The 25,051-nt window shown below is 59.7% G+C and carries 22 protein-coding genes and 2 tRNA genes; 11 read left to right on the top strand and 13 right to left on the bottom strand.

The genetic code is table 11. The features are described 5' to 3' along the window. Window positions 1-72 precede the first annotated feature (72 nt). A complete protein-coding gene (locus MB02_RS01085; RefSeq protein ID WP_067531411.1) occupies window positions 73-1,896 on the top strand; it encodes a terminase large subunit domain-containing protein in 1,824 nt (607 codons plus the stop codon). After that, window positions 1,893-2,915 carry a phage portal protein gene (locus tag MB02_RS01080; protein ID WP_067531409.1) on the top strand — a complete coding sequence of 341 codons (1,023 nt, stop codon included), beginning with the start codon at window positions 1,893-1,895 and terminating at the stop codon, window positions 2,913-2,915. Before MB02_RS01085 ends, MB02_RS01080 begins: the two co-directional genes overlap by 4 nt. A 3-nt stretch (window positions 2,916-2,918) precedes the next feature. Here the strand turns inward: MB02_RS01080 and MB02_RS17565 are convergent, their stop codons facing one another. The 6 genes from MB02_RS17565 to sppA all read right to left on the bottom strand — a co-directional run bounded on the left by MB02_RS17565 (window position 2,919) and on the right by sppA (window position 7,930). Beyond that, window positions 2,919-3,167 (bottom strand): hypothetical protein, encoded by a 249-nt coding sequence (locus tag MB02_RS17565; protein ID WP_156495373.1) that lies wholly within the window; start codon window positions 3,165-3,167, stop codon window positions 2,919-2,921. Window positions 3,168-3,283: 116 nt separating this feature from the next. Next, window positions 3,284-3,898 carry an SOS response-associated peptidase gene (locus MB02_RS01075; RefSeq protein WP_067531407.1) on the bottom strand — a complete coding sequence of 205 codons (615 nt, stop codon included), beginning with the start codon at window positions 3,896-3,898 and terminating at the stop codon, window positions 3,284-3,286. Between the two features lie 46 nt (window positions 3,899-3,944). Continuing rightward, window positions 3,945-4,757: a hypothetical protein gene (locus tag MB02_RS01070; protein ID WP_067531405.1), complete on the bottom strand. Its 813-nt coding sequence runs from the start codon at window positions 4,755-4,757 to the stop codon at window positions 3,945-3,947. A gap of 87 nt (window positions 4,758-4,844) precedes the next feature. Then, window positions 4,845-5,120, bottom strand: a complete 276-nt coding sequence (locus MB02_RS01065; RefSeq protein WP_170304597.1) for a hypothetical protein — start codon at window positions 5,118-5,120, stop codon at window positions 4,845-4,847. 786 nt (window positions 5,121-5,906) lie between these two features. Further along, window positions 5,907-5,981, bottom strand: a tRNA-Val gene (locus MB02_RS01055). A 65-nt stretch (window positions 5,982-6,046) separates the two neighbouring features. Then, complete coding sequence (sppA, locus tag MB02_RS01050; RefSeq protein WP_067531399.1) at window positions 6,047-7,930, bottom strand: signal peptide peptidase SppA; 1,884 nt, start codon at window positions 7,928-7,930, stop codon at window positions 6,047-6,049. A gap of 147 nt (window positions 7,931-8,077) precedes the next feature. Here sppA and MB02_RS01045 point away from each other — a divergent pair, with 147 nt between their 5' ends. Together MB02_RS01045 and MB02_RS01040 are read left to right on the top strand one after the other, a co-directional pair. Beyond that, entirely contained in the window at window positions 8,078-9,112 is a 1,035-nt protein-coding gene (locus MB02_RS01045; RefSeq protein WP_067531397.1) for an aspartate carbamoyltransferase catalytic subunit, read from the top strand. Then, window positions 9,109-10,338, top strand: coding sequence for a dihydroorotase (locus MB02_RS01040; protein ID WP_067531395.1), 1,230 nt, complete (start codon window positions 9,109-9,111; stop codon window positions 10,336-10,338). The genes MB02_RS01045 and MB02_RS01040 overlap by 4 nt, the downstream gene beginning before the upstream one ends. Window positions 10,339-10,398: 60 nt before the next feature. On the opposite strand, the gene MB02_RS01035 is transcribed toward MB02_RS01040, so the two are convergent. Genes MB02_RS01035 through MB02_RS01025 form a run of 3 tightly spaced genes read right to left on the bottom strand, consistent with a single transcriptional unit; the run spans window position 10,399 to window position 13,174 of the window. Further along, entirely contained in the window at window positions 10,399-11,760 is a 1,362-nt protein-coding gene (locus MB02_RS01035) for an SPOR domain-containing protein (protein ID WP_067531393.1), read from the bottom strand. A gap of 29 nt (window positions 11,761-11,789) precedes the next feature. After that, window positions 11,790-12,437: a hypothetical protein gene (locus tag MB02_RS01030; RefSeq protein WP_067531391.1), complete on the bottom strand. Its 648-nt coding sequence runs from the start codon at window positions 12,435-12,437 to the stop codon at window positions 11,790-11,792. Between the two features lie 17 nt (window positions 12,438-12,454). After that, complete coding sequence (locus tag MB02_RS01025; RefSeq protein WP_067532204.1) at window positions 12,455-13,174, bottom strand: ParA family protein; 720 nt, start codon at window positions 13,172-13,174, stop codon at window positions 12,455-12,457. A 222-nt stretch (window positions 13,175-13,396) separates the two neighbouring features. Here MB02_RS01025 and MB02_RS01020 point away from each other — a divergent pair, with 222 nt between their 5' ends. The 4 genes from MB02_RS01020 to MB02_RS01000 all read left to right on the top strand — a co-directional run bounded on the left by MB02_RS01020 (window position 13,397) and on the right by MB02_RS01000 (window position 18,316). Continuing rightward, window positions 13,397-14,533 carry an SPOR domain-containing protein gene (locus MB02_RS01020; protein WP_067531389.1) on the top strand — a complete coding sequence of 379 codons (1,137 nt, stop codon included), beginning with the start codon at window positions 13,397-13,399 and terminating at the stop codon, window positions 14,531-14,533. Window positions 14,534-14,540: 7 nt separating this feature from the next. Then, window positions 14,541-15,842 (top strand): DUF418 domain-containing protein, encoded by a 1,302-nt coding sequence (locus MB02_RS01015; RefSeq protein WP_067531387.1) that lies wholly within the window; start codon window positions 14,541-14,543, stop codon window positions 15,840-15,842. A gap of 373 nt (window positions 15,843-16,215) precedes the next feature. After that, the gene (gene bfr / locus MB02_RS01005) at window positions 16,216-16,698 is read left to right on the top strand and encodes a bacterioferritin (protein ID WP_067531383.1); all 483 of its coding nucleotides are present in this window, start codon (window positions 16,216-16,218) and stop codon (window positions 16,696-16,698) included. A 109-nt stretch (window positions 16,699-16,807) separates the two neighbouring features. After that, window positions 16,808-18,316: a tetratricopeptide repeat protein gene (locus MB02_RS01000; RefSeq protein WP_067531381.1), complete on the top strand. Its 1,509-nt coding sequence runs from the start codon at window positions 16,808-16,810 to the stop codon at window positions 18,314-18,316. A gap of 4 nt (window positions 18,317-18,320) precedes the next feature. Here the strand turns inward: MB02_RS01000 and MB02_RS00995 are convergent, their stop codons facing one another. The 4 genes from MB02_RS00995 to MB02_RS00980 form a co-directional block, all read right to left on the bottom strand. Continuing rightward, on the bottom strand, window positions 18,321-19,040 hold the full coding sequence (locus MB02_RS00995; RefSeq protein ID WP_235829377.1) for a cistern family PEP-CTERM protein: 720 nt from the start codon (window positions 19,038-19,040) through the stop codon (window positions 18,321-18,323). A 153-nt stretch (window positions 19,041-19,193) separates the two neighbouring features. After that, on the bottom strand, window positions 19,194-20,375 hold the full coding sequence (locus MB02_RS00990; protein ID WP_067531379.1) for a BaiN/RdsA family NAD(P)/FAD-dependent oxidoreductase: 1,182 nt from the start codon (window positions 20,373-20,375) through the stop codon (window positions 19,194-19,196). A gap of 14 nt (window positions 20,376-20,389) precedes the next feature. Next, entirely contained in the window at window positions 20,390-21,775 is a 1,386-nt protein-coding gene (gene der / locus MB02_RS00985; protein ID WP_067531377.1) for a ribosome biogenesis GTPase Der, read from the bottom strand. A 77-nt stretch (window positions 21,776-21,852) separates the two neighbouring features. Further along, window positions 21,853-22,173, bottom strand: a complete 321-nt coding sequence (locus tag MB02_RS00980) for a DUF3297 family protein (RefSeq protein WP_067531375.1) — start codon at window positions 22,171-22,173, stop codon at window positions 21,853-21,855. Between the two features lie 152 nt (window positions 22,174-22,325). On the opposite strand from MB02_RS00980, the gene MB02_RS00975 reads away from it, so the two are divergent. The 3 genes from MB02_RS00975 (at window position 22,326) to MB02_RS00965 (ending at window position 24,910) form a co-directional block, all read left to right on the top strand. Continuing rightward, a tRNA-Leu gene (locus MB02_RS00975) sits at window positions 22,326-22,410 on the top strand. A 57-nt stretch (window positions 22,411-22,467) separates the two neighbouring features. Beyond that, window positions 22,468-24,060, top strand: coding sequence for a trigger factor (tig, locus tag MB02_RS00970; RefSeq protein ID WP_067531373.1), 1,593 nt, complete (start codon window positions 22,468-22,470; stop codon window positions 24,058-24,060). A 145-nt stretch (window positions 24,061-24,205) separates the two neighbouring features. Continuing rightward, window positions 24,206-24,910: an ATP-dependent Clp protease proteolytic subunit gene (locus MB02_RS00965; RefSeq protein ID WP_067532201.1), complete on the top strand. Its 705-nt coding sequence runs from the start codon at window positions 24,206-24,208 to the stop codon at window positions 24,908-24,910. The last annotated feature ends 141 nt before the right edge of the window (window positions 24,911-25,051 follow it).

Here is a 25,051-nt window from a genome sequence, read left to right as displayed (position 1 = left end):
CATTTGTGATGCGCAGCACCACAAATCCGCGCGCGGGATGCGCGATGCGCACGCGCGCATGGTCGCACGGCCATGGCCGCCGTCAATTCCCAATGCCCGCCTGTGCCGCCGACCATCCCCTACGATGCGCGGCGGGTGGCGCGTGCCTATTACTGGCGGGGCTGGGGCGTGACGGAAATCGCCGCCGAGCTGAACCTGTCGGCCAACACGGTCGCCAGCTGGAAGACCCGCGACAAATGGGATGACGACCCGGTGATCCGCCGGATCGAAGACAGTTGCGAAATGCGGCTGAACCAGTTGATCTTCAAAGAGAAGAAGACCGGCACCGATTTCAAGGAAATGGATGCCATCGCCCGCCTGATCGAGCGTGCGGCCCGTGTGCGCCGGTACGAGGAACCGGGCGGCCACGAAGGCGACCTGAACGAAAAGGTGGCCAACCGCAACGCGGGCGAGCGGAAGAAGAAGCCCAAGAACCTCATCACGCATGAGGAATATTTGAAGCTGAAGGACGCCTTCCTGGGCGGCCTGTTCGGCTATCAGGAACTGTGGTGGGAAAACGTCAGCCGCCGCACGCGGATGTTGCTGAAATCGCGCCAGATCGGTGCGACATACTATTTCGCGCGTGAAGCGGTCATCCGCGCATTCGAAACCGGCAACAACCAGATCTTCATTTCCGCAAGCCGGGCGCAGGCGAACATATTCCGCCAGTACATCGTGGAGTTCGTCTTTTCGGTGCTGGGCCGCCAGCTGACCGGCGACCCGATGGTGATCAGCCGGGAAGGGGAGGATGGGGAGGCGCTGGAGCCCGTCACTTTCTATTTCCTCGGCACCAATTACCGCACGGCGCAGGGCTATCACGGCGATGTCTATATCGACGAATGCTTCTGGATTTTCGGGTTCGAGCAGATCAACAAGGTCGCCAGCGCGATCAGCACGCAGAAGCGTTACCACAAGACCTATTTTTCCACCCCCAGCACGATTGCGCATGAAGCCCATCCGATGTGGACGGGGGAGCGGTTCAACAAGCGCCGGGCCAAGGAAAACCGCGTCCAGATCGACACGTCGCATGCCGCGATCGCGGCGGGGATGCTGGGCGCGGACGGGATCTGGCGCCATACCGTCACGATCGAAGACGCGATTGCGCTGGGTTTCGACCTGGTCGATCTGGACGAATTGCGCCTGGAATACGCGGTCGACGAATTTGAAAACCTGTTCCTGTGCCAGTTCGTCGATGACAGCAAATCCAGCTTCCCGCTGGCGCTGTTGCGCCCGTGCATGGTCGACAGCTGGGACGTGTGGGACGATTTCCAGCCATATGCGCTGCGCCCGTTTGGCGATGGCGAAGTGTGGATCGGCTACGATCCCGCCGAAAGCGAGGATGGCGACAATGCCAGCTGCGTTGTGGTGGCCCCGCCGACAGGGCCGGGCGGCAAGTTCCGCGTGCTGGAAAAGTTCCAGTGGAAGGGCAAGGATTACGAGGCGCAGGCCGCCGAAATCCGCAAGCTGACCCGCAAGTACCGCGTCACCGAAATTGCCATTGACGGCACCGGCATGGGCAGCGCGGTGCATCAGCTGGTCAAGAAGTGGTTCCCGCTGGCGCGGCGGATCGATTATTCGCCGCTGGTCAAGACGCAGATGGTTCTGAAGGCGAAGAACGTCTTCGAAAAGCGGCGCATCCAGTTCGATGCCGGGTGGAAGGATCTGGCCGCCGCGCTGATGTCGATCCACCCCCAACTGACCAAGGGCCAGACCCAACTGACTTATGTGGCGCGGCGCAGCGCCGAAACCGGCCATGGCGATTTGGCTTGGGCGCTGCTGCACGCGCTGTTCTGCGAACCGATGGACGCCACCGATGGGGCTGGCGCGCAAAAATCCCGTGTGGAGATCAACCGATGACAGACCAGGACAGGCAGGCGGACGATGCGGGCAAGCTGGACGGCAAAGTGACGGCGTTCGCGCTGGACGACGCGGTGAGCGTGATGGATCGCCGCGAACTGCTGGGCTATACCGAATGCTGGTGGAACGGGCGGTGGTATGAACCGCCGATCAAGCCGATCCACCTTTCCAAGATGCTGCAGGCATCGGCCCATCACGGCAGTGCGATCCGCGTGAAGCGCAACCTGCTGGTCAAGCATTTCATTCCCCACCCGCAATTCAGCCGCGACGATTTTGCCAAATTCGCGCTGGATTTTCTGGTGATGGGCAATGCCTATCTGGAAAACGTGCCCAACATTGCCGGACGCACCGCGCAGCTGAAGCACAGCCTGGCGATCAACACCCGGCGCGGGCGGGGCGGCACATACTGGTTTGTCGAAAAGTACCAGGACCCGCACCGGTACGAGGCGGGGCGGGTGTTTCACCTGGTGGAGCATGACACGTCCCAGGAACTGTATGGCAAGCCGGAATACCTGGCCGCGATGCAGAGCCTGCTGCTGAACGAAAACGCCACCCTGTTCCGCCGCCGCTATTACCTGAACGGGGCGCATGCGGGCTTCGTCTTCTATTTTTCGGAGACCACTGTCAGCGACGAGGATGTGGACACGATCCGCCAGGCGATGCGCGACGCGCGGGGCAAGGGCAATTTCCGCAATATCTTCATTCACGCGCCGGGCGGGAAAAAGGACGGGGTGCAGATCATCCCGATCAGCGAAGTCGCCGCCAAGGACGAATTTCTGAACATCAAGAACGTGACGCGTGACGATGTGCTGGCCGCCCACCGCGTGCCGCCCCAGCTGCTGGGCGTGATCCCGCAGAACAATGGCGGCTTTGGCGACGTGCGGACGGCCAACGATGTGTTCTTCGTCAACGAGATCGAACCGCTGATGCTGCGCCTGACCGAAGTCAACGCATGGCTGGGCCGCGAAGTGGTGCAGTTCAGCGAATACCAACACAGCGCAGCCCCGGTGGCTGCGTGAGAATTAGTTATGCTCAGCTTCCCATTTTTGGCAATCTTCGGTGTTTACTGTGATTACTTTTGTGCCATTGGTGATTTCAAATTGTCCGTCGCTGAATTTATTTTCAGCTACATGCCAAATGATGCCTGACCCATGGTCAGTTAAAGATTCATCGCTATATTTCACAATAACTTTTTCGTCAGAATGGCTTCTGGCGTAAGTTGAATATCCATTTAATGTCTTTATGACATCTCCATATCCAATTAGAGACATATATTATATTCCTTTTTTGGGCTTTGTATTTTTCAATACTTTGAAATGGAGATTGCAAGTGGGGGGCGGCCTTTGAAAAGCAAGGCCTACTACTGCAATAAATTGAAAAATTTTGGTCAATAGCTCGCTGTGCTACCAAGCCAATGTTGATTTGTCGGTTCGATCGACAGCGGACGGAGGTAGGGGACGCACAGTGCCCTTGCCTCGGCCGGATCGCCATTGAGCCATTGCGCCTGCACATCGGGTGGCAGGATGACTGGCATGCGATTGTGGACGGCGGCCATTTGTTCTGACGGTTCGGTGATGACCATCGAATAGACCGGGCCCCATTCGTTACTGTCGCGCCAGATCCCTGCGCAGCAGAAGATCTCCGAGTCGGGCAAGGTGATCCATGTGCGGGTCTTGCCGCCCACAGGCCCTTCGGCTTCGGCAAAGGCTGTCATGGGGATCAGGCAGCGGCGGTGCTGGAAACTGGCGCGCCAGAAGCCGCTGTCGAGCTTGTCGGAGCGGGTGTTGTTGACTGGCCTGGGCTTGAGTGGCTGGCCGTGCTTGCCTTTGAGGGAGAGGGGGAAACCCCATGCCATTGTGCGCAGGTGCCCTTCGGCCACGACCAGGCCGGGATAGCCGGGATAAACGAATTCTCCCGCATTGCTGCCCGCACTGTCGTCCGTGGCGCTGAACAGGCGCGCCACCTCTGTGCTGGACTTGCTCATCCGGTAGAGGTTGCACATGCCCCGCAGGCTGCTACCGCAGGGCGGGGGTGTCAATTCCTGATCGCTATTTGCCCAGATCGATCGAATAGCCGGTTGGTCCTGCAGGGCCCGCCTGACCATTGCCGCCACCAAATGCATTGCGGCCCATGGGGCCGAGATCGCCGCCCTGGCCACCTTCGAGCTTGAAGTCAGGCAGGCCGACTACATTGTTTGCCAGGAACTGGAACACGCCGCCCTCTCCGCCGGGGGCGCCCCCACCACCGCCGCCGCCAGCGATGGTGCGACCGTTTCCGTTAACGCCAGGGGAACCGTTCGGACCCTTCAGGCCGCTCAGATCGATAACGCCGCCGTTAAAGTTGAGAGTGCCCATAACGCGGAGATAGACAAGGCCACCATTTATGTATGCGCCCATGCTGTTGCCGCCATCACCGCCGCGATTATCGAAGTAACCGTCGCCACCCACGAAATCCCGAGCCGGATGGCCAGGGCCTGCGCTGGTTACTGCGGCACCGCCGCCGCCGCCTCCACCACCGCCATAGCCAGGGCCTCCGCGTGCCCCCGCGCCTCCGGCATTGCTGGCAAGCGATCCGCCGCGACCGCCATAGCCGCCGGTCATCACGCTGAATTGATGGGAGAGGGCCGCGCCGTCCGGAGCAGTGGCTTCGATGGTCTCGTTGCCGTAGCGCATGCCTTGGTAGCGCAACGTTCCGGCGATGTTGGCATCACCTTCGACGTGTAAAATGAGCCATGAGATTGACCGCTGGACAACATTGAGAGTGCCGGTGGGCTCAATGACCAGTCGGGAAAGCTGGTGTGTTCGTGGCAAAATGGTTTTTGTTTCGCCGCCTCTCACTATCAGTTCCGGTCGAACGTCCATGGCTCAAGACAATCCTGAAAGTTGAGTACGACTTCTATTTGCACTGTTCGAACTTGTATAGCCCAGCCAAGCATTAGTGTGCGGGAATCAACGGCTCCGGTGAGAGGGAGAACTATAGACTGGGGAGAGCGTGCCGTCCGCCAATTCAACATTGGGGAAGGCGCGGACGAACCGCTCCGCAATGGCGGTGTCGCGGAAGTAGATCGCGGTGGCGTGAGTGCCCAGGCCGGAAATGGAATGTTGGGCGTATTGGCCGGGGCCCGCCTCAACCAACAGCCAGATCTGGATGTCGCGCAGGACAGTGCCGAGCCCGTTGGGGGGGATGGCCAGCTTGACCCTGACTGGGAAGGCCAGTTCGTCCATTTGTTTCTGTGGGGTGCTGCGGCGAATCATCAGTCGGAACATATAGTGAACGAATGACCTGATCAACGATGCGGCGATCCCCTTGCACCAGACCCCGCGCGCCGCGCTCTGCTCCCCCCCTCGCCTGCGCACTTCCTATGTCGGTTTTCGTGCAGTTGCCGACTTCTCGTGCAACGGCAGATTGCCTGCATTTATGACCGTCAACGAACAGAGGCGATCCGGTGCGAGTTCGTGCAGCTAGAGCGCATTTTGCACCTTGAATTGATTTGCTTTCTCCACCGCTAGGCAGGGGGGAGGGGGGCGCCCAACCCTACATTTCCTACATCTTCGGATTTTTGCCCCAAGACCCGCAGAAAACTGCGCTTTCTGCGATACATCGACAACACTACATCAACCCTACAAATTTCAGGCCATAACCCTATGTAATTGAAAATATTATATTTTAATTTCGTAAATGTAGGGTTGGGCAACCGCTATCAGGTAGGGGGCGTGTAGGGCAAAAGGCAGGGTGAAAAACTGCAGAATTCCGCCAATGTAGGGCATGTAGGGTTGTTCCAGCACCCCCCCTGTGGCTGGGGCTGCGGGGTGCGGGAATTGCCAGATACGCTTCGCAGTGCACATCTTCATCCTGATCACACGGTTTTCCCGCGATCTCGACCTGAAGCTTGTACGGGATTTGTACGGGGATGTACGGGAACGAAGCGTTTGTTCCTGCATCGTTCTGCATTTTGGCGGGGGCGCCGCCGGTCGGCCAGGCCAAAAAACCCAGTAAATCAAGGGGTTTAATGGTGGGCGCGGCAAGGATTGAACTTGCGACCCCACCCGTGTGAAGGGTGTGCTCTACCACTGAGCTACGCGCCCGCCGGTGGCCATCTTGGGCCGGGCAGGGGCGCGCCTTTGCCATGTGGCCAAGCGATTCACAACCCTCAATCGCGACTTAGCGCACCAAGTATCCTCACAAGTCTGGAATTCACCTGCTGCGAGCCGGCTTGCGGCGACCGTGGGCAGATCAGGCAATAGGCCTCCGCTCCGCGCGAGGTCGTCAGCCGGTCGAGATCCGCGGATAGCTGGCGTGTCAGGTCGGCTTGCTGCGAAGAGAGGAGGGCGACGAGATCCTTGGCCGGGGCCTGTCCGCCAGCCTCGTTGGTTCCCATCAGCGCCTGAAGAAGCGAGTGGTAGGCATCGGGCTTGCTGCCCAGAAATTTCGCGTGCCATTCGCCCTTCTTCAATCCGGCCTTTTGCGCTGTCCAGGCGAGGGCATCGTCAAGTCCGCCGAATTGATCGACCAGACCGATCTGGCGAGCCGGGCCCCCGGCCCAGACACGCCCCTGGGCAATTTCATTCACTTGCTCGGGTGTCTTGCCGCGCGATTTGGAAACGAGCGTCAGGAACTGGGCATAGCCGTTTTCGATGACTCCCTGAATCATGGCCTCGGTTTCAGGTGTCAGCCCCGCTGCCAGATCCGGCTGGCCGGACAGGGGCGTGGTCTTTACGCCATCGGTGGTCACGCCCCATTGCCCCAACGCGTTCTCGAAGGTGGGCACGACGGCAAAAATGCCAATTGAGCCGGTAATGGTTTCAGGTTCGGCAAAAATGCGTTCCGCCGGGGTCGAGACCCAGTAGCCGCCGCTGGCCGCCAGATTGCCCATTGAAACGGCGACAGGGATCTTGCGAGCCTTGTGACGGAGGATTGCGCGGCGGATCTCCTCGGACGCCATGACCGATCCTCCGGGCGAATCCACGCGCACCACCAGTCCGGCCAGATCGTCGTTGAGCGCATCATCCAGCAAGTCGGCAATGCGATCGCCCCCGGCCTGCCCCGGCCCGGCATCGCCATCGACGATCTCACCGGCAATGGTGACTACCCCAATGGCCTTGCCCGATTTGTCGGGCTTGTTCGCGGCCAGCCACGGGGCAAGCTCCGTATAGGCGAAGCTGCCGGGGCCGGGGTTCCAGCTGTCCGGGCCGACAATTTTCGCAACCCGATTGCCGAAGGCGACACGATCCCCGATCTTGTCAACCAGTCCTGCCTGCTTGGCGGCGAGGGCGGAGTTCCCCCGGGCAGCGGCGAGCCATGCGACAGGATCGCCCGTTACCTGTGCCAGATTCGCGGCGGGTCTGGCCTTCTTCACATCGGCTTTCCATTCCTCCCACAAGGCGCCGTAGAGGTTGCTGGCGTCCTCTCGCGCTTCGGGTGACATGCTGCCTCCGATGAAGGGTTCAACGGCCGCCTTGTACGTTCCTACGCGAAAGACATGGGCGTTGACTTTCAACCGGTCGAGCAATCCGCCATAATAGAGGCGGTCTCCGCCTGGCCCCGCGACGACGGCGCCCCCCATCGGATCGACCCACACTTCGCTCGCATGCGCGGCCAGCATCATGCCATCGTCGACATAAGCGTTGGCGAAAGCCAGCACGGGTTTCTTCGCCGCGCGCACCCGGTCCAGCGAAGCGCCTATTTCCGCCAGATGCACTTGCCCGCCACCGACGAAGCGGGAGAGGTCGAGCACAACGGCCTTGATCCGGTCATCCGTTGCGGCCGCGTCGATCGCGCGGACGAGATCGCGAGCCTGATACTCCCCGGCGGGCATTTCCTGCGAAAGCAATACTTGCAGGGGATCGGTCTCCGAGGCTTCCTCGACCACGGATCCGTCCAGATCCAGCAGCAATGCGCCGCCGTGTACCTGGCCGGGGCTGGGCCGGGTGGTGAGTATCGCATAGAGTCCCATGAAGAACAGGATCATGAACAACAGCACCAAGCCGTCCTTGATGCCGACCAGCAGCCGCCAAACCTTGCCCGCGAAACTCATGACCGGGATGCTCCCCTGGGATTCCGTCCAACTCTTAGATGGGCACCTTAGTGGCACACCCGGGTGCTTGCCAGTCGAAAGGCCGGGGGAAACTTTGCCTGAATTACCTTGAGCCTTCCGGCACTCTCCACTATGGGGCCAGCTTTAATGACATCGTCGCCCAACACACCCGCCATGGGCCGTTATCCGGCTGGTGGCCTCGCCTTTCCGCACCGCGGTTTGCTTGGCATTGCCGGGCTGCAGAACCATGAAATCCTTTTCCTTCTGGACGAGGCGGAACAATGGGTGGAATTGAACCGGCGCTCTGCAAAGCATTCGGAAACCCTGGCAGGGCTGACCATAATCAACGCCTTTTTCGAAAATTCGACGCGCACTTTGTTGAGCTTCGAGATTGCCGGCAAGCGGCTGGGCGCTGACGTGGTCAACATGCAGGCGGCGCAGTCCAGCATCAAGAAGGGCGAAACCCTGATCGATACTGGCGTGACGCTCAATGCCATGCGCGCCGATGCGATTGTCATTCGTCATGCGAGTTCGGGGGCCGTTGCTCTGATTGCCGATCAGGTCGCTTGCCCGGTGCTCAATGCCGGGGACGGGCAGCATGAACATCCTACCCAGGCACTGCTGGATGCGCTCACGCTGCGCCATGCCTTGCGTGAACGGGGGCGGAGTGACGAATTCAACGGCCTGATTGTTACGATCTGCGGCGATATCCTGCACAGCCGGGTGGCTCGCTCCAACATTCTCTGCCTCTCTTCGCTGGGGGCAAGAGTGCGAGTTTGTGCCCCGCCGGCGCTGATGCCGGAAGCGATCGACGCGATGGGGGCAGAACCGTATCACGATTTCGAGGCGGCAATGGATGGCGCCGACGCGGTGATGATGCTGCGCTTGCAGAATGAACGGATGCAGGGCCAGTTCATCCCGAGCCCGCGTGAATACCGCCATCTCTATGGACTGACGGCAGAGCGGCTGAACCGTTGCGCTCCCAATGCCCTGGTTATGCACCCCGGCCCGATGAACCGTGGCGTCGAAATCGAAAGCGACATTGCCGACCTCATGGGGACGAGTCTTGTCACGCGACAGGTCGAAATGGGTGTCGCGATCCGCATGGCTTGCCTTGATGTATTGACGCGGCGGGCACGCGGGGTCGACGGTTGGGCGGAAGCAGGGGAGCGCAGCGCATGAAGCAGCAGCGGCCCCTTACCATTACCGCCGGGCGGCTTGTCCTGCCCGGTGAAGTCCGCACCGGTGCCATACGCTGTGTGGACGGACAGATCGTCGGGATAGGCGATGTCACACCGCAGGATGGCGATGATGTCGTTGATGCGGGCGGTAAACTGATTGCCCCAGGCCTTGTCGATCTTGGCGTCTTTGCAGTGGACAAGCCCGCTTTCCATTTCGGCGGGATAACTCGTGCTGCGTTGATGCCTGATCAGGCCCCGCCGCTGGATCATCCTGCCCGCGTGCAGTTTCTCGCCTATAGCGGGAAGCCCGATTTCTGGGTCCATCCGCTGGCGGCCGCTACACGGGGGCTGGAAGGAAGCGAACTGGCGGAACTGGCCCTGATGCTCGATGCGGGCGCGCGCGGTATTGCTACCGGGCGACGCTGGATTGCGGATTCAGGTATCATGCTACGGCTGCTGCGGTATGCGGCAATGCTCGATCTCGCGGTGGTCAGCCACTCCGAAGACGCGGGGCTGGCCGGTAATGCTGTCGCCACTGCCGGAGAAATGGCGACCCGGCTCGGTCTGCCAAGCGCCCCGGCCGAAGCGGAAGCCCTTGCCGTGGCGCGAGACATCGCACTGGCGGAAATTGCCGGTGCCCGCCTGCACCTGAGGCAAGTCACGACAAAGGCTTCGCTCGATCTGGTGCGGGCGGCCAAGCGACGTGGGGTTGCGGTATCTGCTGGGGTGACGCCAGCCCATTTCATGTTGTCGGACTTTGCGATGGCGGAGTTTCGGACTTTCGCCCGGCTTTCGCCGCCCTTGAGACAGGAAAGCGATCGGCGCGCGGTAGTGGAAGCGATTGGAGATGGTACCATCGACGTTATCTCGTCGGGGCACGATCCACGCGGTCCTGAAGACAAACGCTTGCCGTTTGCCGATGCGGAGCCGGGCATGGCGGGGGCAGAGAGCCTGCTTGCCATGGTCCTGTCGCTGGTGCGCGATGACGTAATTGATCTGCCCCGCGCCTTTTCCCTGCTGGCGGGCAAGCCAGGGGAACTTCTGGGCGTTCCTGCAGGCAGCCTCGCGCTGGATCAGGAGGCCGACATTGCCTTGATCGATCCGGAAAAGCCCTGGGTGATTTCCTCTGCCCGGATGGCGGCCAGTGCAGGAAACACGCCTTTCGATGGCCAGCCCGTGCAAGGCAGAGTTACAGCGCTCTTTAAGGGTGGCGTAGCCATAGGCTGATCAAAAAAGGGGCAGTTGATCGACCAACCGCCCCTGTTCTTTGTCAGTTGAAAGTGCCGTTCAGCTGACTGCACCGGGCAAAGGCTTCCCAATCGTATAGGGGATGCATCCCTGGCCCCTGGCTTTGATCCTTGCGCACATTGCGCTGGCCTCAGTTTTACCGAACCCGGCGGCGGAGACCCGCCAGTAGTGCTTGCCGTTCACCACTGCTTCGGTGATCTGCATTCGGTAGTCGCCAAGGCCGGGATTGCGGCGGGCATAGACGTTCCAGGCCTCACGAGCGCTCTGTTTGGAATAGAACGAGCCAAGCTGCACCAGATGATTGCCATTGGCCGATACCGAGGTTTTGGCGCTGGGAGTTGCAGAAGCAATACCGCGACGCGGTGCTGCACTGTAATGCGCGGGCAAGGCCTGAACCATGGGCTTGGAAACAAACCGAACAGTATCGGCAATTATCGCGGCTGGTGTGACGCCCTTGGGGGCGTCTTCGGCAAACGCGGCCTCGAAGCTGTTAGGTGTGCCAGAACTCGGGGCTTCGTAACGAACAAGCGCCATTTCCTGCCGAGCCGACCGCGGTTTGCCGCTAGGCAAAGCGGGCAATTCTTCGGACGTTGCCACACGTTGGGGCTGGCTGACCGGAGCAGCGGCAGGTGTGTCGAGAGCTGCAGTCTGGGCAGCAGACCCTTGTGGCACCGGTGAAGAGCGCAATGCGAGTGCCGCCGGTTGACCGGGATCTTCGTCCGGCATGGGCACATTGAGCAGACCGGCAACGCGCTGTTTGTAGGCGTCGGGGCGCATGCTCATCGCCCACTGACTGATCCTCTCGTCGAGCTTGTCTGCGGAAACATCCTGGGCCGCCATTATGCGAGCCTGCTTCCATTCCCCGGCGAGAGCATAGGCATATGCCAGATTCTGGCGGACCTTGGGGGTGTTCTCACCATTACGCAGCGTATCGGCAAGCACCTTCACGCCACGTTCCGCTTCATCGGCCAGTGCATAGGCCAGCCCGAGGTCGGCAGCGTCGATATCGTCACGCCTGTCATCGAGCACGGCAACGGCGGTGCGGTGCTGGCCAGCGCCGATTTCCGCCAGCGCGAGGCTCAGGGCAGTGCGGGCGGACGTGTCACCCAGCGCAATAGCGTCATTGTATGAGGTGGCGGCTGAATCGAACCGGCCTGCGTTAAGATAGACAGTACCGAGGACGGCCCGATATCTTGCTTCGTTCGGGTTGGACATCACGGCCTGTTCCGCAAGGTCGATCGCCTTGTCGAGGTGGCCCTTTTTCATTGCAACTTCTGCGCGGCTGGCAGAAGCGTCTGCACGTGGTCCGCTCGCCATGGTGCATCCGGCCAGAGCCGTGCTGGCAAGCGCGGTGACGAGGGTCAAACCGATCGTCCGGGCGTGGTTCGCATTACGTTTCATGGCAGGTCCCCCTTGCGGTTCCTAACGAATCAGTGGCGTTTGACCTGAGCCGCGAGCGATTCAATCTCGGGCATGGCGTTGAGCAGGTTGTCGAGCGCTTCGGTCACGATCTGTTGCGCACTACGGTTGCGCACCGTGCAGGCCAGCCGAAGCTTGAGATGGCGGTCGGTATCCAACCGCAGGGTGAAGGCTGCGCGGCGGCCATCGTTCCTTGTGGGACGAGACTTGCGCTTGGCCGCCGGTTTGGTCGTTGCGTCATTCCGTGGTTCAGCAGAAGCTGTTTGCGGGACGGCTGTGACCAGCTTTTGCGCGATTTCTTCGCGCTGGCGGACGACTTGGGGTTTGGGTGATGCATCATGCAGCGGCTGGCCGGAGGCGATGCGCCGCGCATTCTTGGCCAGTTGCTCTGCCGCCAGTTCATCCTCGACCCTGGCTTCGGCTTCGGCGGCCAGATTGATCGGAGAAGGTGTCAGCGGGAGAATGTCTGCATGATGACGATCTTCCTGCGGGTCGCCCATGTCGTTCCAGCCAAGATCATCAAGTTGCTCCGTATCGGCGACCACAGTTCCGAGAGGAACGAAGGGTTGCATCATCGGAGAACGCATCGCGGGTTTTGCGCCACCTTTGCGGGCGAGGAGGCTTCCGTTCAGCGAAGCAAGAGGTTTGGGTTCGCTCATGGCCCCCGTTTCCCTAATCATGACTGGGCGATTCGACGGCCGAAGCCGCCAACGGGCCGGTGAGTGCCCGAAATCATGGAAACGCTGTTGGGCGCGGCGAATACAGTGCGGCGGAAGTTCTTTTCGAGCCGATCGGAAATGTAATTCCAGAGCGCTTCCACTTCACGGGAAGAGCGCCCTTCCGGGGCGACTTCCATTACTGTGCGGCCGTCGATCATCGACGCGGCATAGTCGGTGCGGTGATGCAGGGTAACAGGCGCAACCGTACCATGCTGTGAAAGGGCAACGGCGGCTTCGGACGTGATTCTTGCCTTGGGGGTGGCGGCATTGACGACGAAAATCAGAGGTTTCCCGGCGCGTTCGCACAGGTCGACCGTGGCGCCCACGGCACGCAAGTCGTGCGGGCTCGGACGGGTAGGGACAACAATCAACTCGGCCACGGAGATTACCGATTGGATGGCCATGGTAATGGCCGGAGGCGTGTCGATTACGGCAAGTTTGAAACCCTGCTGGCGCAAAGTGGCGAGGTCGTTGGCGAGTCGTGCCACTGTCGTCTGGGCGAAGGCGGGATATTCGGCCTCCCGCTCGTTCCACCAATCCGCCAGCGACCCTTGTGGATCGATGTCGATCAGGACGACCGGGCCGGCGCCAGCCCTTTGCGCCTGGACCGCCAGGTGACCTGACAGGGTGGTCTTGCCAGACCCTCCCTTCTGTGAAGCCAATGCCAAAACGCGCAAGGCCAAATCCCCCTGAATGCACGACCGGAGGCAATCGTTGCTCCGGCAATCGGGATACGGGATCGCAGATCACCCCTAATTTTAGGTTAATGGCACCGGGTGTATGAGGCTGGGACAGCCCGCCAATGCCACGGTGAATGCAGTGCAATACTTTGCTAACGCCTTGTTCACTATAGCAGCGCCGTTAAGGCTGGATCGAACGGGTCGGAGACCATGGGTTTCATGCGCAAGATTTCTAACATAGCGGTCGCCGTCGCACTGGTGGTTGCCGCGCCTGCGCTTGCCGATGTGAAAGACGGCGTCGATGCGTGGAGCGCTGGTGATTACGCGAAGGCCGTTGCCCAGTGGCAGGAACCTGCCGCGCGCGGGGATGCCGATGCGCAATACAACCTCGCGCAGGCCTATCGGCTTGGACGTGGCGTTCCGCAGAATACGGCCAAAGCGGAAGATCTTTACGCCAAGGCCGCAGCGGGAGGGCATCCTTTGGCAGCGGACAACTATGGCTTGATGCTGTTCCAGCAGGGGCGGCGCGCCGAAGCGATCCCCTATTTGCGGAATGCCGTGGATCGTGGTGATCCACGTGCCGAATATCTGCTGGGGGTCGCTCATTTCAATGGCGATTATGTTGAGCGGGATTGGGTGCGGGCTTACGCTTTGGTTACCTTGGCCCACGGGCAGGGGCTGCCACAGGCCGCGTTCGCTCTTTCGCAGATGGATAAGAATATTCCGCTGAACCAGCGGCAGGAAGCCGCAACGCTTGTTACACAGATGCGGGAGCGTGCCGACGCCACACGTGCCCAGCAGCTCGCATCAGCCGATCTTGGCCAAGGCGAGTCCAAAGCTCAGGTCATGCCGGACCCGGTGCCAGACGCAAAAGGCGAGGCGAGAACGCCTAAGCCTATTGCCAGCATCCCGATTGACCCATCGGTTGCCGCTGCACATGCGGCGGTGGCCGAAGCGGTGCGTGTGACCGGAACGGAAAGTCCGGCAGATGCAGGGGCCGACTTCGCACGGCCTCATGCGGTTGGCAGCACTGGGCCTGCGCCATCTCCGGCGTCTGTGCCGCAGCCTGTCGCGACAACGAGATCGCCCGCGAACCGACCGGTGACGATGCCGGCCTCCACAGCGGCGAAAGGGCCGTGGAAAGTGCAGCTTGGTGCCTTTTCCATCGCTGACAATGCGGAACGTCTGTGGCGACAACTGGGTGGCAAAGGTGTGCTGGCCGGCAAGGACAAGCTGATGGTTCCGGCGGGACGGCTGACAAAGCTTCTGGCCGGGGGTTTCGCCACGCGGAACGATGCCGACGCAGCCTGTGCCGCGCTCAAAAGCGGGGGACAGGCCTGCATCGTGACCCGCTGATCCCGCAGTGGAGCAAGAAACGGGCGGTGATCGTGTGTACACGGGGACGCGCCCGGGGGCGGGCCGTGATCGTCTGGTTACGCTCGATTTTATCCGCGGGGTAGCTGTCCTCGGCATCCTGTATGCCAACATTGTGGGCTATTCCGAGCCTATGCTGGCTGCGGCGTGGCCAGGTGCGCTCAGCGTTCCGATGGATACCGGCGACAGGATTGCCTGGGCAGTGCAACTCATGGCTATCGATGGCAAGATGCGGGGGCTGTTCGCATTGCTTTTCGGGGCAAGTCTTGCGCTGTTTACGGATGCCAAGGGCGGAGAGCTGCAGGTGCGCCGTCTGGTATGGCTCGGTGTGTTCGGGCTTGCGCACTATTTCCTGCTGTTTCGGGGAGACATTCTGTTCTCCTATGCCGTCTGCGGACTGCTCGTTGTCGCCATTGGAGCTCATAGGCTCGGCGCATCGGCTGCGCTGGCGGTGGGCATTGTCCTTTACCTTCTGGGGGCAGCTTTTTCCGTTGTGCCATATTTGGCGGACTTGCCTGGCGAGAAAGTCGCCTTGCTCTCTTGCCCAGACATGGCGCAGTGCCTCTCGGCGGCGGAGCCCGAAAGCTACTGGTCGCAAGTGTCCAGCGCACTCACACGGGCGGAAGACGAAGCCAATGTCATGCGTGGGTCCTGGCTTGGGATTGTCGCCTATAACCTCACACACCATGGTTCAGGCCCCTTCTGGGGGGCATACTTCGCTTTGTTCGAGAGCTTTCCAGCTATGCTGCTCGGTATCGGTTTCTATCGGGCAGGGATATTCGCCAAACAGGATCGGCAGGCGGGCGCCAAGCCGCGTCGCCTGCTGCTTTGGTCGATCGTCGGTATCGTTACTGGTAGTGCATTGAGCTGGCCATTTATTGCATGGCTGATGCGGACGAATGATCCGTTATACCTGACATTCTTCGTTCTGCTCGGTCCGGCCCAGGTTGCCCGTCTGCCTGTGATCCTGGGCCTCGCGGGTGTGTTGGCGTGGCTGGCGCCCAGAGTGGCAGATGGTTGGCTGGGGCGGCGTTTCACTGCCGCCGGGCGGATGGCTTTCAGCAATTACATCGGCACTTCGCTGATTATGGCCATTGTCTTTCAGGGCTGGGGGTTTGGATTGTTCGGGACGTTTGGCCGACTGGACATGATGGTGCCCGTCCTGCTGGGGTGGGCTGTCATGCTTGCCTGGTCATATCCATGGCTGAAGAGGTTTGAATATGGACCGCTCGAATGGTGCTGGCGGTGCCTGACATATGGCAGATGGTTTTCCGTCCGACGCGTTACGTAATTTGCTCTTGTTAATGCAACCTATTCGCATTAGATTGATGGAGAAACGAGTCACGGGAGTGATGCCATGTACATCTGTATATGCAATGCGATCCGGGAATGCGAACTGCGCACGGCGGCTCGCCGCTGCGGGGGTGATGCGCAAAGTGTCTATGCGATGCTCGGAAAAGTGCCCGATTGTCGCACGTGTCTGGATGATGCGGATGCCATTCTTGAGGAAGAGCGCCAATTCGCTAGTTGCACAGTCTAGGGTTTATAATTCTGATAAACATTCGCAACATATAGGAAAACCTAGACTTTTCTGATCTTGCCCTTGTCACTCCTGCGGTGGAAGCGCATAATGCGTGCGTTCTTCCCCATTCGACGAGGCAGCTATGAAGGGCGATCCCAAGGTCATCGAATTTCTCAATAAGGCGCTGACCAACGAGCTTACCGCCATCAACCAGTATTGGCTGCATTATCGTACGCTGAATCACTGGGGCGTCAAAAAGCTTGCCGAATACGAACGGCACGAATCAATCGACGAGATGAAACATGCCGATGCGCTGGCGGAGCGTATTCTGTTTCTTGACGGGCTGCCCAACTTCCAGGCGATCAACAAGCTCAAGGTCGGGGAGACGGTGGAAGAGATTCTCAAGGCCGATCTGGCACTTGAAATGGAGGCACTCCCGCTCTTGCGCGACGCGATCGAGTATAGCGAGAAGGTACGCGACTATGTCAGCCGCGAAATCTTCGAACGCATTCTCGAAAGCGAGGAGGATCACGTGGATTTCCTCGAAACGCAGTTCGATATGATCGAGCGAATGGGATTACAGAATTACGTTCAGTTGCAGAGTGAGCCTGCTGGCGAAGACTGACGCCAGTAGGTCTGCCCAATAGCTCTGCAATGATATCGTTGGAGGAAAGCGGGACCACGCTTTCAGAACTCCTTTAGATATTCCAATTATCGCTTGTGCCATGAAACGTATGGCTCTTTTCCCCTTGCTCATGCTGGTTGCAGCATGTGGAGAAGATGCGGGCGACTTGCTCGCAAAGGCGCAGAGTGACTTTGCGGCCCACGATTATCGGTCCGCCCGTCTCAATTTGATCGCGGCGTTGAAGCAGGACCCGGGCAATCGCGATATGCAATTGCTTCAGGCAAGAACGCTCTTGGCACTCGGAGACGGGGATGGCGCGGGGGCACTGCTGGAGCGATTGAAAGCAGCCGATGCCTCTCGACCGGAATTGGTTGAATTGTCGGCCGAAGCAGCTCTTTTACGAGTAGCGCCTGACAAGGCGTTGAACCTGCTCGGTGATCTGAAGACTCCGGAGGCGGAGAGACTAAGGGCGCTTGCTGCCTTGCAGAGCGATGATATCAACAGCGCGGAAACACACTTTGCGAACGCAGTTGCCAGTGGCGATAATGCACGGGCATTTGCAGATTATGCCCGCTTGCGCCTGCTGCAGGGGAACAGGACGGCGGCGAATGATCTGATAACCCGGGCTGAGCATATTGCGCCCCAGGGGCTCGATACATTGCTGATCCGCGCGAGATACGCGCAACAAGCGGGTGATTTGCAAAAGGCATTGGGTCGTTACTCTCAAGCGGCACGGCTTTATCCATCAAATCTCGCGGCACTGCTGGGGGAGGCTGAGGTTCGTGCGGATCTCGGCCAGCTTGATCAGCTCGATTCTCTGCTCGCGCAGGTAGGTGAGCGTGGGGGGCAAGGTCTCGAAGTCGACTACCTGAAAGCGCGGCTCGCGTTGGCCCGCAAAAAATGGGCGGACGTTCGGAAAATCGTCCAGCCGCTCGAAGCTCGGATTCCGAAACTGCATCCAATCAGGATGACTTATGCGGAAGCACTGCTCGAACTCGGCCAATATCAACTTGCGGCTGCGCAAATCCAGCCGATCGTTCAAAGTGCGCCGAACAATCGCCTGGCGGTGAAATTGCTGGCGCAGGCGCAATTGGCCGCTGGCGATGCACAGGCTGCTCTGGCCACTTATCGACCGATTGCCGAAAGTTCGGAGGCGCGGCCCGAGGAATTGGTCCTGATGGCCCGAATCGCCAAGGCAGCAAAAGATCCGAATGCGTCCCGTTATGCAGCGCGGGCGGCCACTTCGGCGCCAGAAACTCTGGGCAGGGATCTGGCGGAGGCCGACGCTGCAATGCGTGCGAAGGATTGGGCGCGCGCGGTGACTGCCTATGACCGAATTTTGGCGGTTACCGATGGGCGCAATGCGATTGTTCTGAATAACATGGCTTACGCGCAGCTCATGCTCGGCAACGACGCAAAGGCGTTGGACTATGCCGAACGGGCCTTGAAACTTGCACCAGACAATTCATCGGTGCTCGATACTGCGGGCTGGACACTGTTCAAGATCGGCAAGGATCCGGCGAGAGCAAAAGAGTTTCTCCGCCGTGCGGCGGAAATGGCGCCGAACAACGCAACCATTCAGGAACACTATGCCCTTGCGTCGGGCAGGCCTCGCTAGAAAATCAGAGTGCGGCTTTGGCGTACTGGCGCCGCCGACGCAGCAGCCCGATTGCTACCAAGCCCACGCCCATAAGGCCCAGTACGCCCGGTTCCGGTACTTCAGTGCCACCCGATGAACTGCTTGAAGACGAAGTCGTGTTGGTGCCGTAACCACTGGCTGAGGTAACGTTGCCCGCACCGTCGACTGATTGATAGCGCACGTAAAAATCACCCAGGGTCAGCGATGAAACTGGGTCGCCGAAGCTCAGAGTGAAGCTGCCTGTACCCGTCTGTCCATCGGTCAGACCGCCATTGCCTCCACCGCTGCAAGCACCCGTGTCCGCATCTTTGAAGCAGACATCGATGTCCCCGATCTTGTTGGGGTAGCTTGAGTTAAGAGTGGTGTAACTGAAGGCTCCCGTCGATGTCGCGCCGACGATGTCGGGATTGGTGTTGAAACCGAACGAGGAAATGCGAGAATCAACCGGATCAGAGGTCGTATTAGCGACAGAATAGTCGAAGAAATATTGATCGCCCGAGATACCGGTGAGAGTGAAGGTTGTTGACGCGGTCAGGCCATCAACTTCCGTCGATCCCGAAAAGCCGTTGTAGTCAAACGTGTAGGATTGTCCGATCGAACTGGAATCGAGGACGATTGTGTCGGCGAGTGCAGGCATACTGATCATCGCAAAGCTCGCGGCTGCGGCGCTCAACAATATGGATTTGCGGTTCAGCTTCATCATGCCCTCCACCAAAGTTAACGAGAGGAGAAGCAAATGATGTGCCAATGGCGAAAATCCCTTATCTGTCGTGGTTAATGACAGATTGGCGGTTCGATTTTGTAAAATTTGGCGACACATGGGCAAGACACCGAAAAAGCATTGTTACGCGGTGCCCTACAATGCCTGCCCTGCGGCGGAACCGCTCGCCCAGGCCCATTGGAAGTTGTATCCGCCGAGCCAGCCCGTGACGTCGACGGCCTCTCCAATAAAATAAAGGCCGGGGACCTTTTTTGCTTCCATGGTCTTGGATGAAAGCTCGGCTGTATTGACCCCGCCAGCAGTCACTTCGGCTTTTGCAAAACCTTCCGTCCCGTTGGGTAACAGACGCCAGCCGGCCAGGCGTTTGCCTGCATCGCCAAGCCGGGCATCGGAAACGCCTGCCAATGGGTCTGCCAAGTTGAGACGGTCATTGAGGGCGGAAGCAAGACGGTCGGGGAGGTGGTCTCGCAGCAAATTCTTGAGACTGGCCTTGGGCTTGGCTCTCTTTGCATCGATGAGCCAATCGGGAGAGTGTTCGGGGAGGAAATCGATTTCCACTTCTTTCCCGTGCGTCCAGTAGGACGAGATTTGCAGGATTGCCGGACCGGACAGCCCGCGATGAGTGAACAGTGCGGCTTCGCGAAAGGTAGTTGTCCCACACCGTGCAATGACTTCCGTGGAAACGCCAGCCAGGTCTCTAAACAACGCTTCGCGGGCATCGAGGGTCAACGGGACAAGGGCAGGGCGTGGCTGTATGACTTTCAGCCCGAATTGTCGCGCGACGTCATATGCGAAACCGGTGGCTCCCATCTTGGGAATGGAGGGGCCGCCAGTTGCAATTACCAGGGCGGGAGCCTGGGCAGCGAAATTTGCGGTGGCAACACGGAACTTCCCATCCACGTGAGAGAGGTCGCGGACCGTTTCTCTACATGCAATCTGAACATTGTTGCTGCATTCGTTAAGCAGCATTTCGACAATTTGCCGCGCGCTCCCGTCACAGAACAACTGCCCCAGGGTCTTTTCATGCCATGCAATCCCGTGGCTTTGCACCAGTGCGAGAAAATCCTGCGGAGTGAAGCGGCTCAGAGCGGATTTTGCAAAATGGGGGTTATCGGAAAGGTAGCACTCGGGGGCTGTGTAAAGGTTGGTGAAATTGCAGCGTCCGCCCCCCGAAATGAGGATCTTCTTGCCCGGCCACTCGCCATGCTCGAGGACAAGGACATCCAGGCCGAGCTTGCCCGCCGTGGCAGCGCACATCAGGCCGGCGGCACCGGCACCGACGACGATCGCGTCATAATCGCGAGGATTTGCAGCCATGGGCGCTTGCCCCGTCAATCCTTGGCGTATGGGTTTTTTGCACTACGCAAGGTTAGCCGCACCGGGACCGAATCGAAGCCGAGTTCGCGGCGAATCCCATTCACCAGATAGCGACGATAACTCTCCGGCAATGCATCGAGCCGAGATCCGAACACCACGAAGCTAGGCGGGCGGGTCTTGATCTGCGTAATGTAACGCATCTTGATACGCTTGCCGCCAGGCGCAGGCGGAGGATTGGCTTCCAGAGCATCGTCGAACCAGCGGTTAAGTGCTGCGGTCGGGACACGCTTGCTCCATGTCTCTCGCAAATCAAAGGCCGCCTGCAACATGGTGTCGAGGCCCTTGCCCGTTCGTGCGGACACGGAAAAGACAGGTACTCCGCGAATCTGGGCAAGTCCGTCGTCGAGAGCGGCACGAATACCGTTGAAGAGAGCGGAAGGTTCTGCGGCAACGTCCCATTTGTTGATGGCGATGATCAACGCCCGGCCTTCCTGAAGCACGAGGTCCGCGATCTTCAGATCCTGATGCTCCAGCCCCTTGGTCGCATCGAGCAGGAGAACGACGACTTCCGCAAAGTCCACTGCGCGACGCGCATCTGCAACGGACAACCGCTCCAGCTTTTCAGTTACGCGGGCTTTCTTGCGCATGCCCGCCGTATCGATCAGGCGGACATCGCGCGTTTCGCCCGTTTTGGGGTTGGTCCACTGCCAGTCCACTGCAATCGAATCGCGCGTGATGCCTGCCTCGGGCCCAGTCAGCAGGCGATCCTCGCCCAGCAGCCGGTTGATCAGAGTCGACTTTCCGGCATTGGGGCGCCCGACAATTGCCAGTTTGAGCGGGCCGGCGGGTGCATCTTCTTCATCGAGAGCCGTTGCGTCAGTCTCGTTCTCAGCTTCTTCCTGGTCGCCAATCAGAGGCAACAGGGCCTCAAACAGATCGCCCATCCCTTCACCGTGTTCGGCCGAGACGGGAACGGGATCTCCCATACCCAAAGCATAGGCTTCCAGCAGACCGGTCTGCCCGGCCTTGCCCTCGGCCTTGTTGGCCAGAACCACGACTGGAACGTCCTGGCTGCGAAGCCAGCGGGCGATTTCTTCATCGAGAGGGGTGAGCCCGGCGCGCGCGTCGATGACGAACAGGGCAACATCCGCGCCCTGGAGCGAGACTTCGGTCTGCGCGCGCATCCGGCCAGGAAGGGTATCGGGGTCTTCATCTTCCCATCCGGCCGTATCGACCAGAGTGAAGTCCAGACCGAGCAAGGTGACATCGCCGAAACGGCGGTCGCGAGTCACCCCGGGCTGGTCATCGACCAGCGCGAGTTTCTTGCCGACCAGCCTGTTGAACAGAGTCGACTTGCCGACATTGGGACGACCGATAATGATGACCTGAGGGCGGTTCATGACGGCGCACTGACCGTTCCCGTGCCTTTTGGCAAGGGCTGGCCGCTCTGGATCGCCATGTTGGCGCGTTGAAAGGGTCAGTCCGCCTTGGCGATCGGGGGATTGTCACCCAGATCTTCGTACCAGGCTTCTACCGGGCCGTTGAGCTTGAGGAGCAGGGGTTGGCCTTTGCGGTCCATGGTCCTGCCTGCCTGAACTTTCACCCAGCCTTCGGAAATGCAATATTCGTCCACATTCGTGCGGACCACGCCCTTGAAGCGGATGCCAACGCCACGCTGCAGTTTGTCCGCATCGAAATGAGGATTTGCGGGATTGATGGCCAGACGGTCAGGCGGAGTGTCCGCAGCAGAAGGGCTGCTGGAAGGCTCAGGGGCGCTGTTCTGTTCGCTGTCGCTCATGCCGAGCCCTTAATGCGCCGCGTCGTAGCACGCAACAGCCACATTTGGCGTGCAACACCGCCTCTTGTGCTTGCCCTTTTGCGCGTCCCCCGATAAGGGCGCAGCCTTTCCCTTCCGGACGGTATTCCACCAAGCCGGAAAATCGTCGGGCCGCGGGCGTGGCGGAACTGGTAGACGCGCTGGATTTAGGTTCCAGTATCGTAAGATGTGGGGGTTCGAGTCCCTTCGCCCGCACCAGTCCGACTTCAGGCCTCAGGCCCGGCGCGTTGAGGATTTGAGAAGGCACGAACCAGAATGCAGATCGTCGAAACCACCAATGAAGGCCTGAAGCGCGGCTATAGCGTCACGATTTCCGCGAAGGATATTTCCGCGCGGATCGAGAACGAGGTGAAAAAGATTGCCCCTCAGGTGCGGATGCCGGGCTTCCGCCCTGGCAAGGTCCCGGCCAACCTCGTGAAGAAGATGCATGGTGCGGCGCTGCATTCCGATGCGCTCAACGCGACTGTGCAGGAATCGGTCGATTCGCTGCTGCGCGAAAAGGAACTTCGTCCGGCGATTCGCCCCGACGTGCGGCTGGCCGACGATTATGCGGAAGGCAAGGATGCCGAACTGACGGTGGAACTGGAAATCCTTCCCGCGATCGAAGTGCCTGCCGTCGAAGGCCTGAAGCTCGAACGCCTGACTGTGTCGATAAGCGATGAAAAGGTCGATGAAGCCTTGGCCGAACTGGCCAAGAACCAGAAGAGCTTCAAGGATGCCCCGAAGACTCGCAAGGCTGCGGAAGGTGATCAGCTGATCATCGATTTCGTCGGCAAGGTCGATGGAGAGGTATTCGAAGGCGGCTCAGCTGAAAATCAGCCACTGGAAATTGGCGCGGGCCGCTTCATTCCGGGTTTCGAGGAACAGCTTGCGGGTGTGAAAACCGGTGAGGAAAAGACTATCACCGTTACGTTCCCGGAAGACTATCCGGCCACGCATCTCGCGGGCAAGGAAGCATCCTTCGACGTCACTGTGCAGCAGGTCAAGGTTCCGGGCGAAACCACGGTCGATGAAGATTTCGCCAAGTCGCTTGGTCTTGAAGGTCTGGATCAGCTCAAGGGGTTGCTGCGTGGCCAGCTGGAGCAGGAAACCAACGGCCTGACCCGCACCCAGATGAAGCGCCAGTTGCTCGATCAGCTTGCCGGCGCTCATGATTTCGCGGTTCCGCCCTCCATGGTGGAAGCGGAATTCAACCAGATCTGGGCCCAGCTTCAGCAGGAAGCAGCCAAGGAAGAAGATCCGGAAGCCGCGCTGAAGGAAATCGAGGACGAAAAGGACGATTATCGCGCGATTGCCGAGCGTCGCGTGCGTCTGGGGTTGCTGTTGTCGGAAATCGGCCAGGCAAACGGCGTGGCCGTGACCGATCAGGAAATGCAGATGCTGGTGATGCAGGCTGCACAGCAGTATCGACCGGAAGACCGTCAGCGTTTCATGGATTTCGTTCGCCAGGATCCGATGGCTGCCGCGCAGCTGCGGGCCCCGCTGTATGAAGACAAGGTCGTCGATTTCCTGTTCGATAAGGCCGAAGTCACCGAACGCGAAGTGACGCGTGAGGAACTGGAAGCCGCGATCGAAGCGGAAGAGGGTGCTGCGGAAGCCAAGCCAGCGGCGAAGAAGCCGGCTGCGAAAAAGGCTCCGGCCAAAAAAGCTCCTGCCAAGAAAGAAGAAGCTGCCCCGGCTGAGGACAAACCGGCCGCGAAGAAGGCTCCGGCCAAGAAAGCTCCGGCGAAGAAGCCTGCCGCTGCTGCCAAGGCAGAAGAAGCCAAGCCGGTCGCGAAGAAGGCTCCTGCGAAGAAACCGGCCGCGAAGAAGGCCCCGGCAAAGAAGCCTGCCGCCAAGACTGAATAGGGCATCGTCCCGGCTTGGGGCGGACTGCATACTTGAGAGGGGGCGGGCACATGCTTCGCCCCTTTTCTGTTGGTGAAGGGTTAATCCCCTTGAACATCGGATGCAGGCACGCGACATAGGCATGCACAATCACAAGAGGACTTCCATGATCGATCTGTTCGGTAATTCCGGTGAAACTTATGGTACGCAAGGCCAGTTCACCCGCGATCCCGTGACTGGCGCGCTGGTGCCCGTGGTGGTCGAGCAGACCAGCCGGGGTGAGCGTAGCTTCGATATCTTCAGCCGGTTGCTGCGTGAACGGATCGTATTCGTCACAGCGGAGGTGGAAGACCACATGGCGTCGTTGATCGTCGCCCAGTTGCTGTTTCTCGAAAGTGAGAATCCGTCCAAGCCTATCAGCATGTATATCAATTCGCCGGGGGGTGTCGTGACGGCAGGGCTCGCGATTCATGATACGATGCAATACATCAAGCCTCGTGTTTCCACGGTTTGCGTAGGTCAGGCCTGCTCGATGGGCAGTTTCCTTTTGGCCGCTGGCGAGCCGGGTATGCGTATTGCTTTGCCCAATGCGCGCATCATGATTCACCAACCTTCTGGTGGTGCGCGGGGCATGGCTTCGGACATTGAGATTCAGGCACGGGAAATCCTGCGCCTGCGTAAGCGTCTGAACGAATATTATGTGAAATATACGGGCAAGACGCTGAAAGAAATCGAGGATGCGGTTGACCGGGATACTTGGCTCGACGCAGACGAAGCGATGAAATTCGGCTTGGTCGATAAAGTTTTCGAAACGCGCCCGGATGGGGACGAAGCAGCCGGAGAGAGCGGATCGGGCGGCGCACCGGAGTGACGGGTGATACGCCGAGGTTCCGGCCGCGATGGTTGGCCGGGCCCCGGATATCGAAGGATTCCAATAACCTTGCCATTTCAGCCAAGAGCAAGTTTTGCCATGGTAAGGTGCGGATTGATTATGACCGTCGTGTGACTAGAC

This window comes from Croceicoccus estronivorus, from assembly GCF_001625325.1.
Classification (GTDB): Bacteria; Pseudomonadota; Alphaproteobacteria; order Sphingomonadales; family Sphingomonadaceae; genus Caenibius; species Caenibius estronivorus.
Note: the sequence above shows the minus strand (reverse complement) of the source record. Positions and strands in the feature narration are given on the sequence as shown.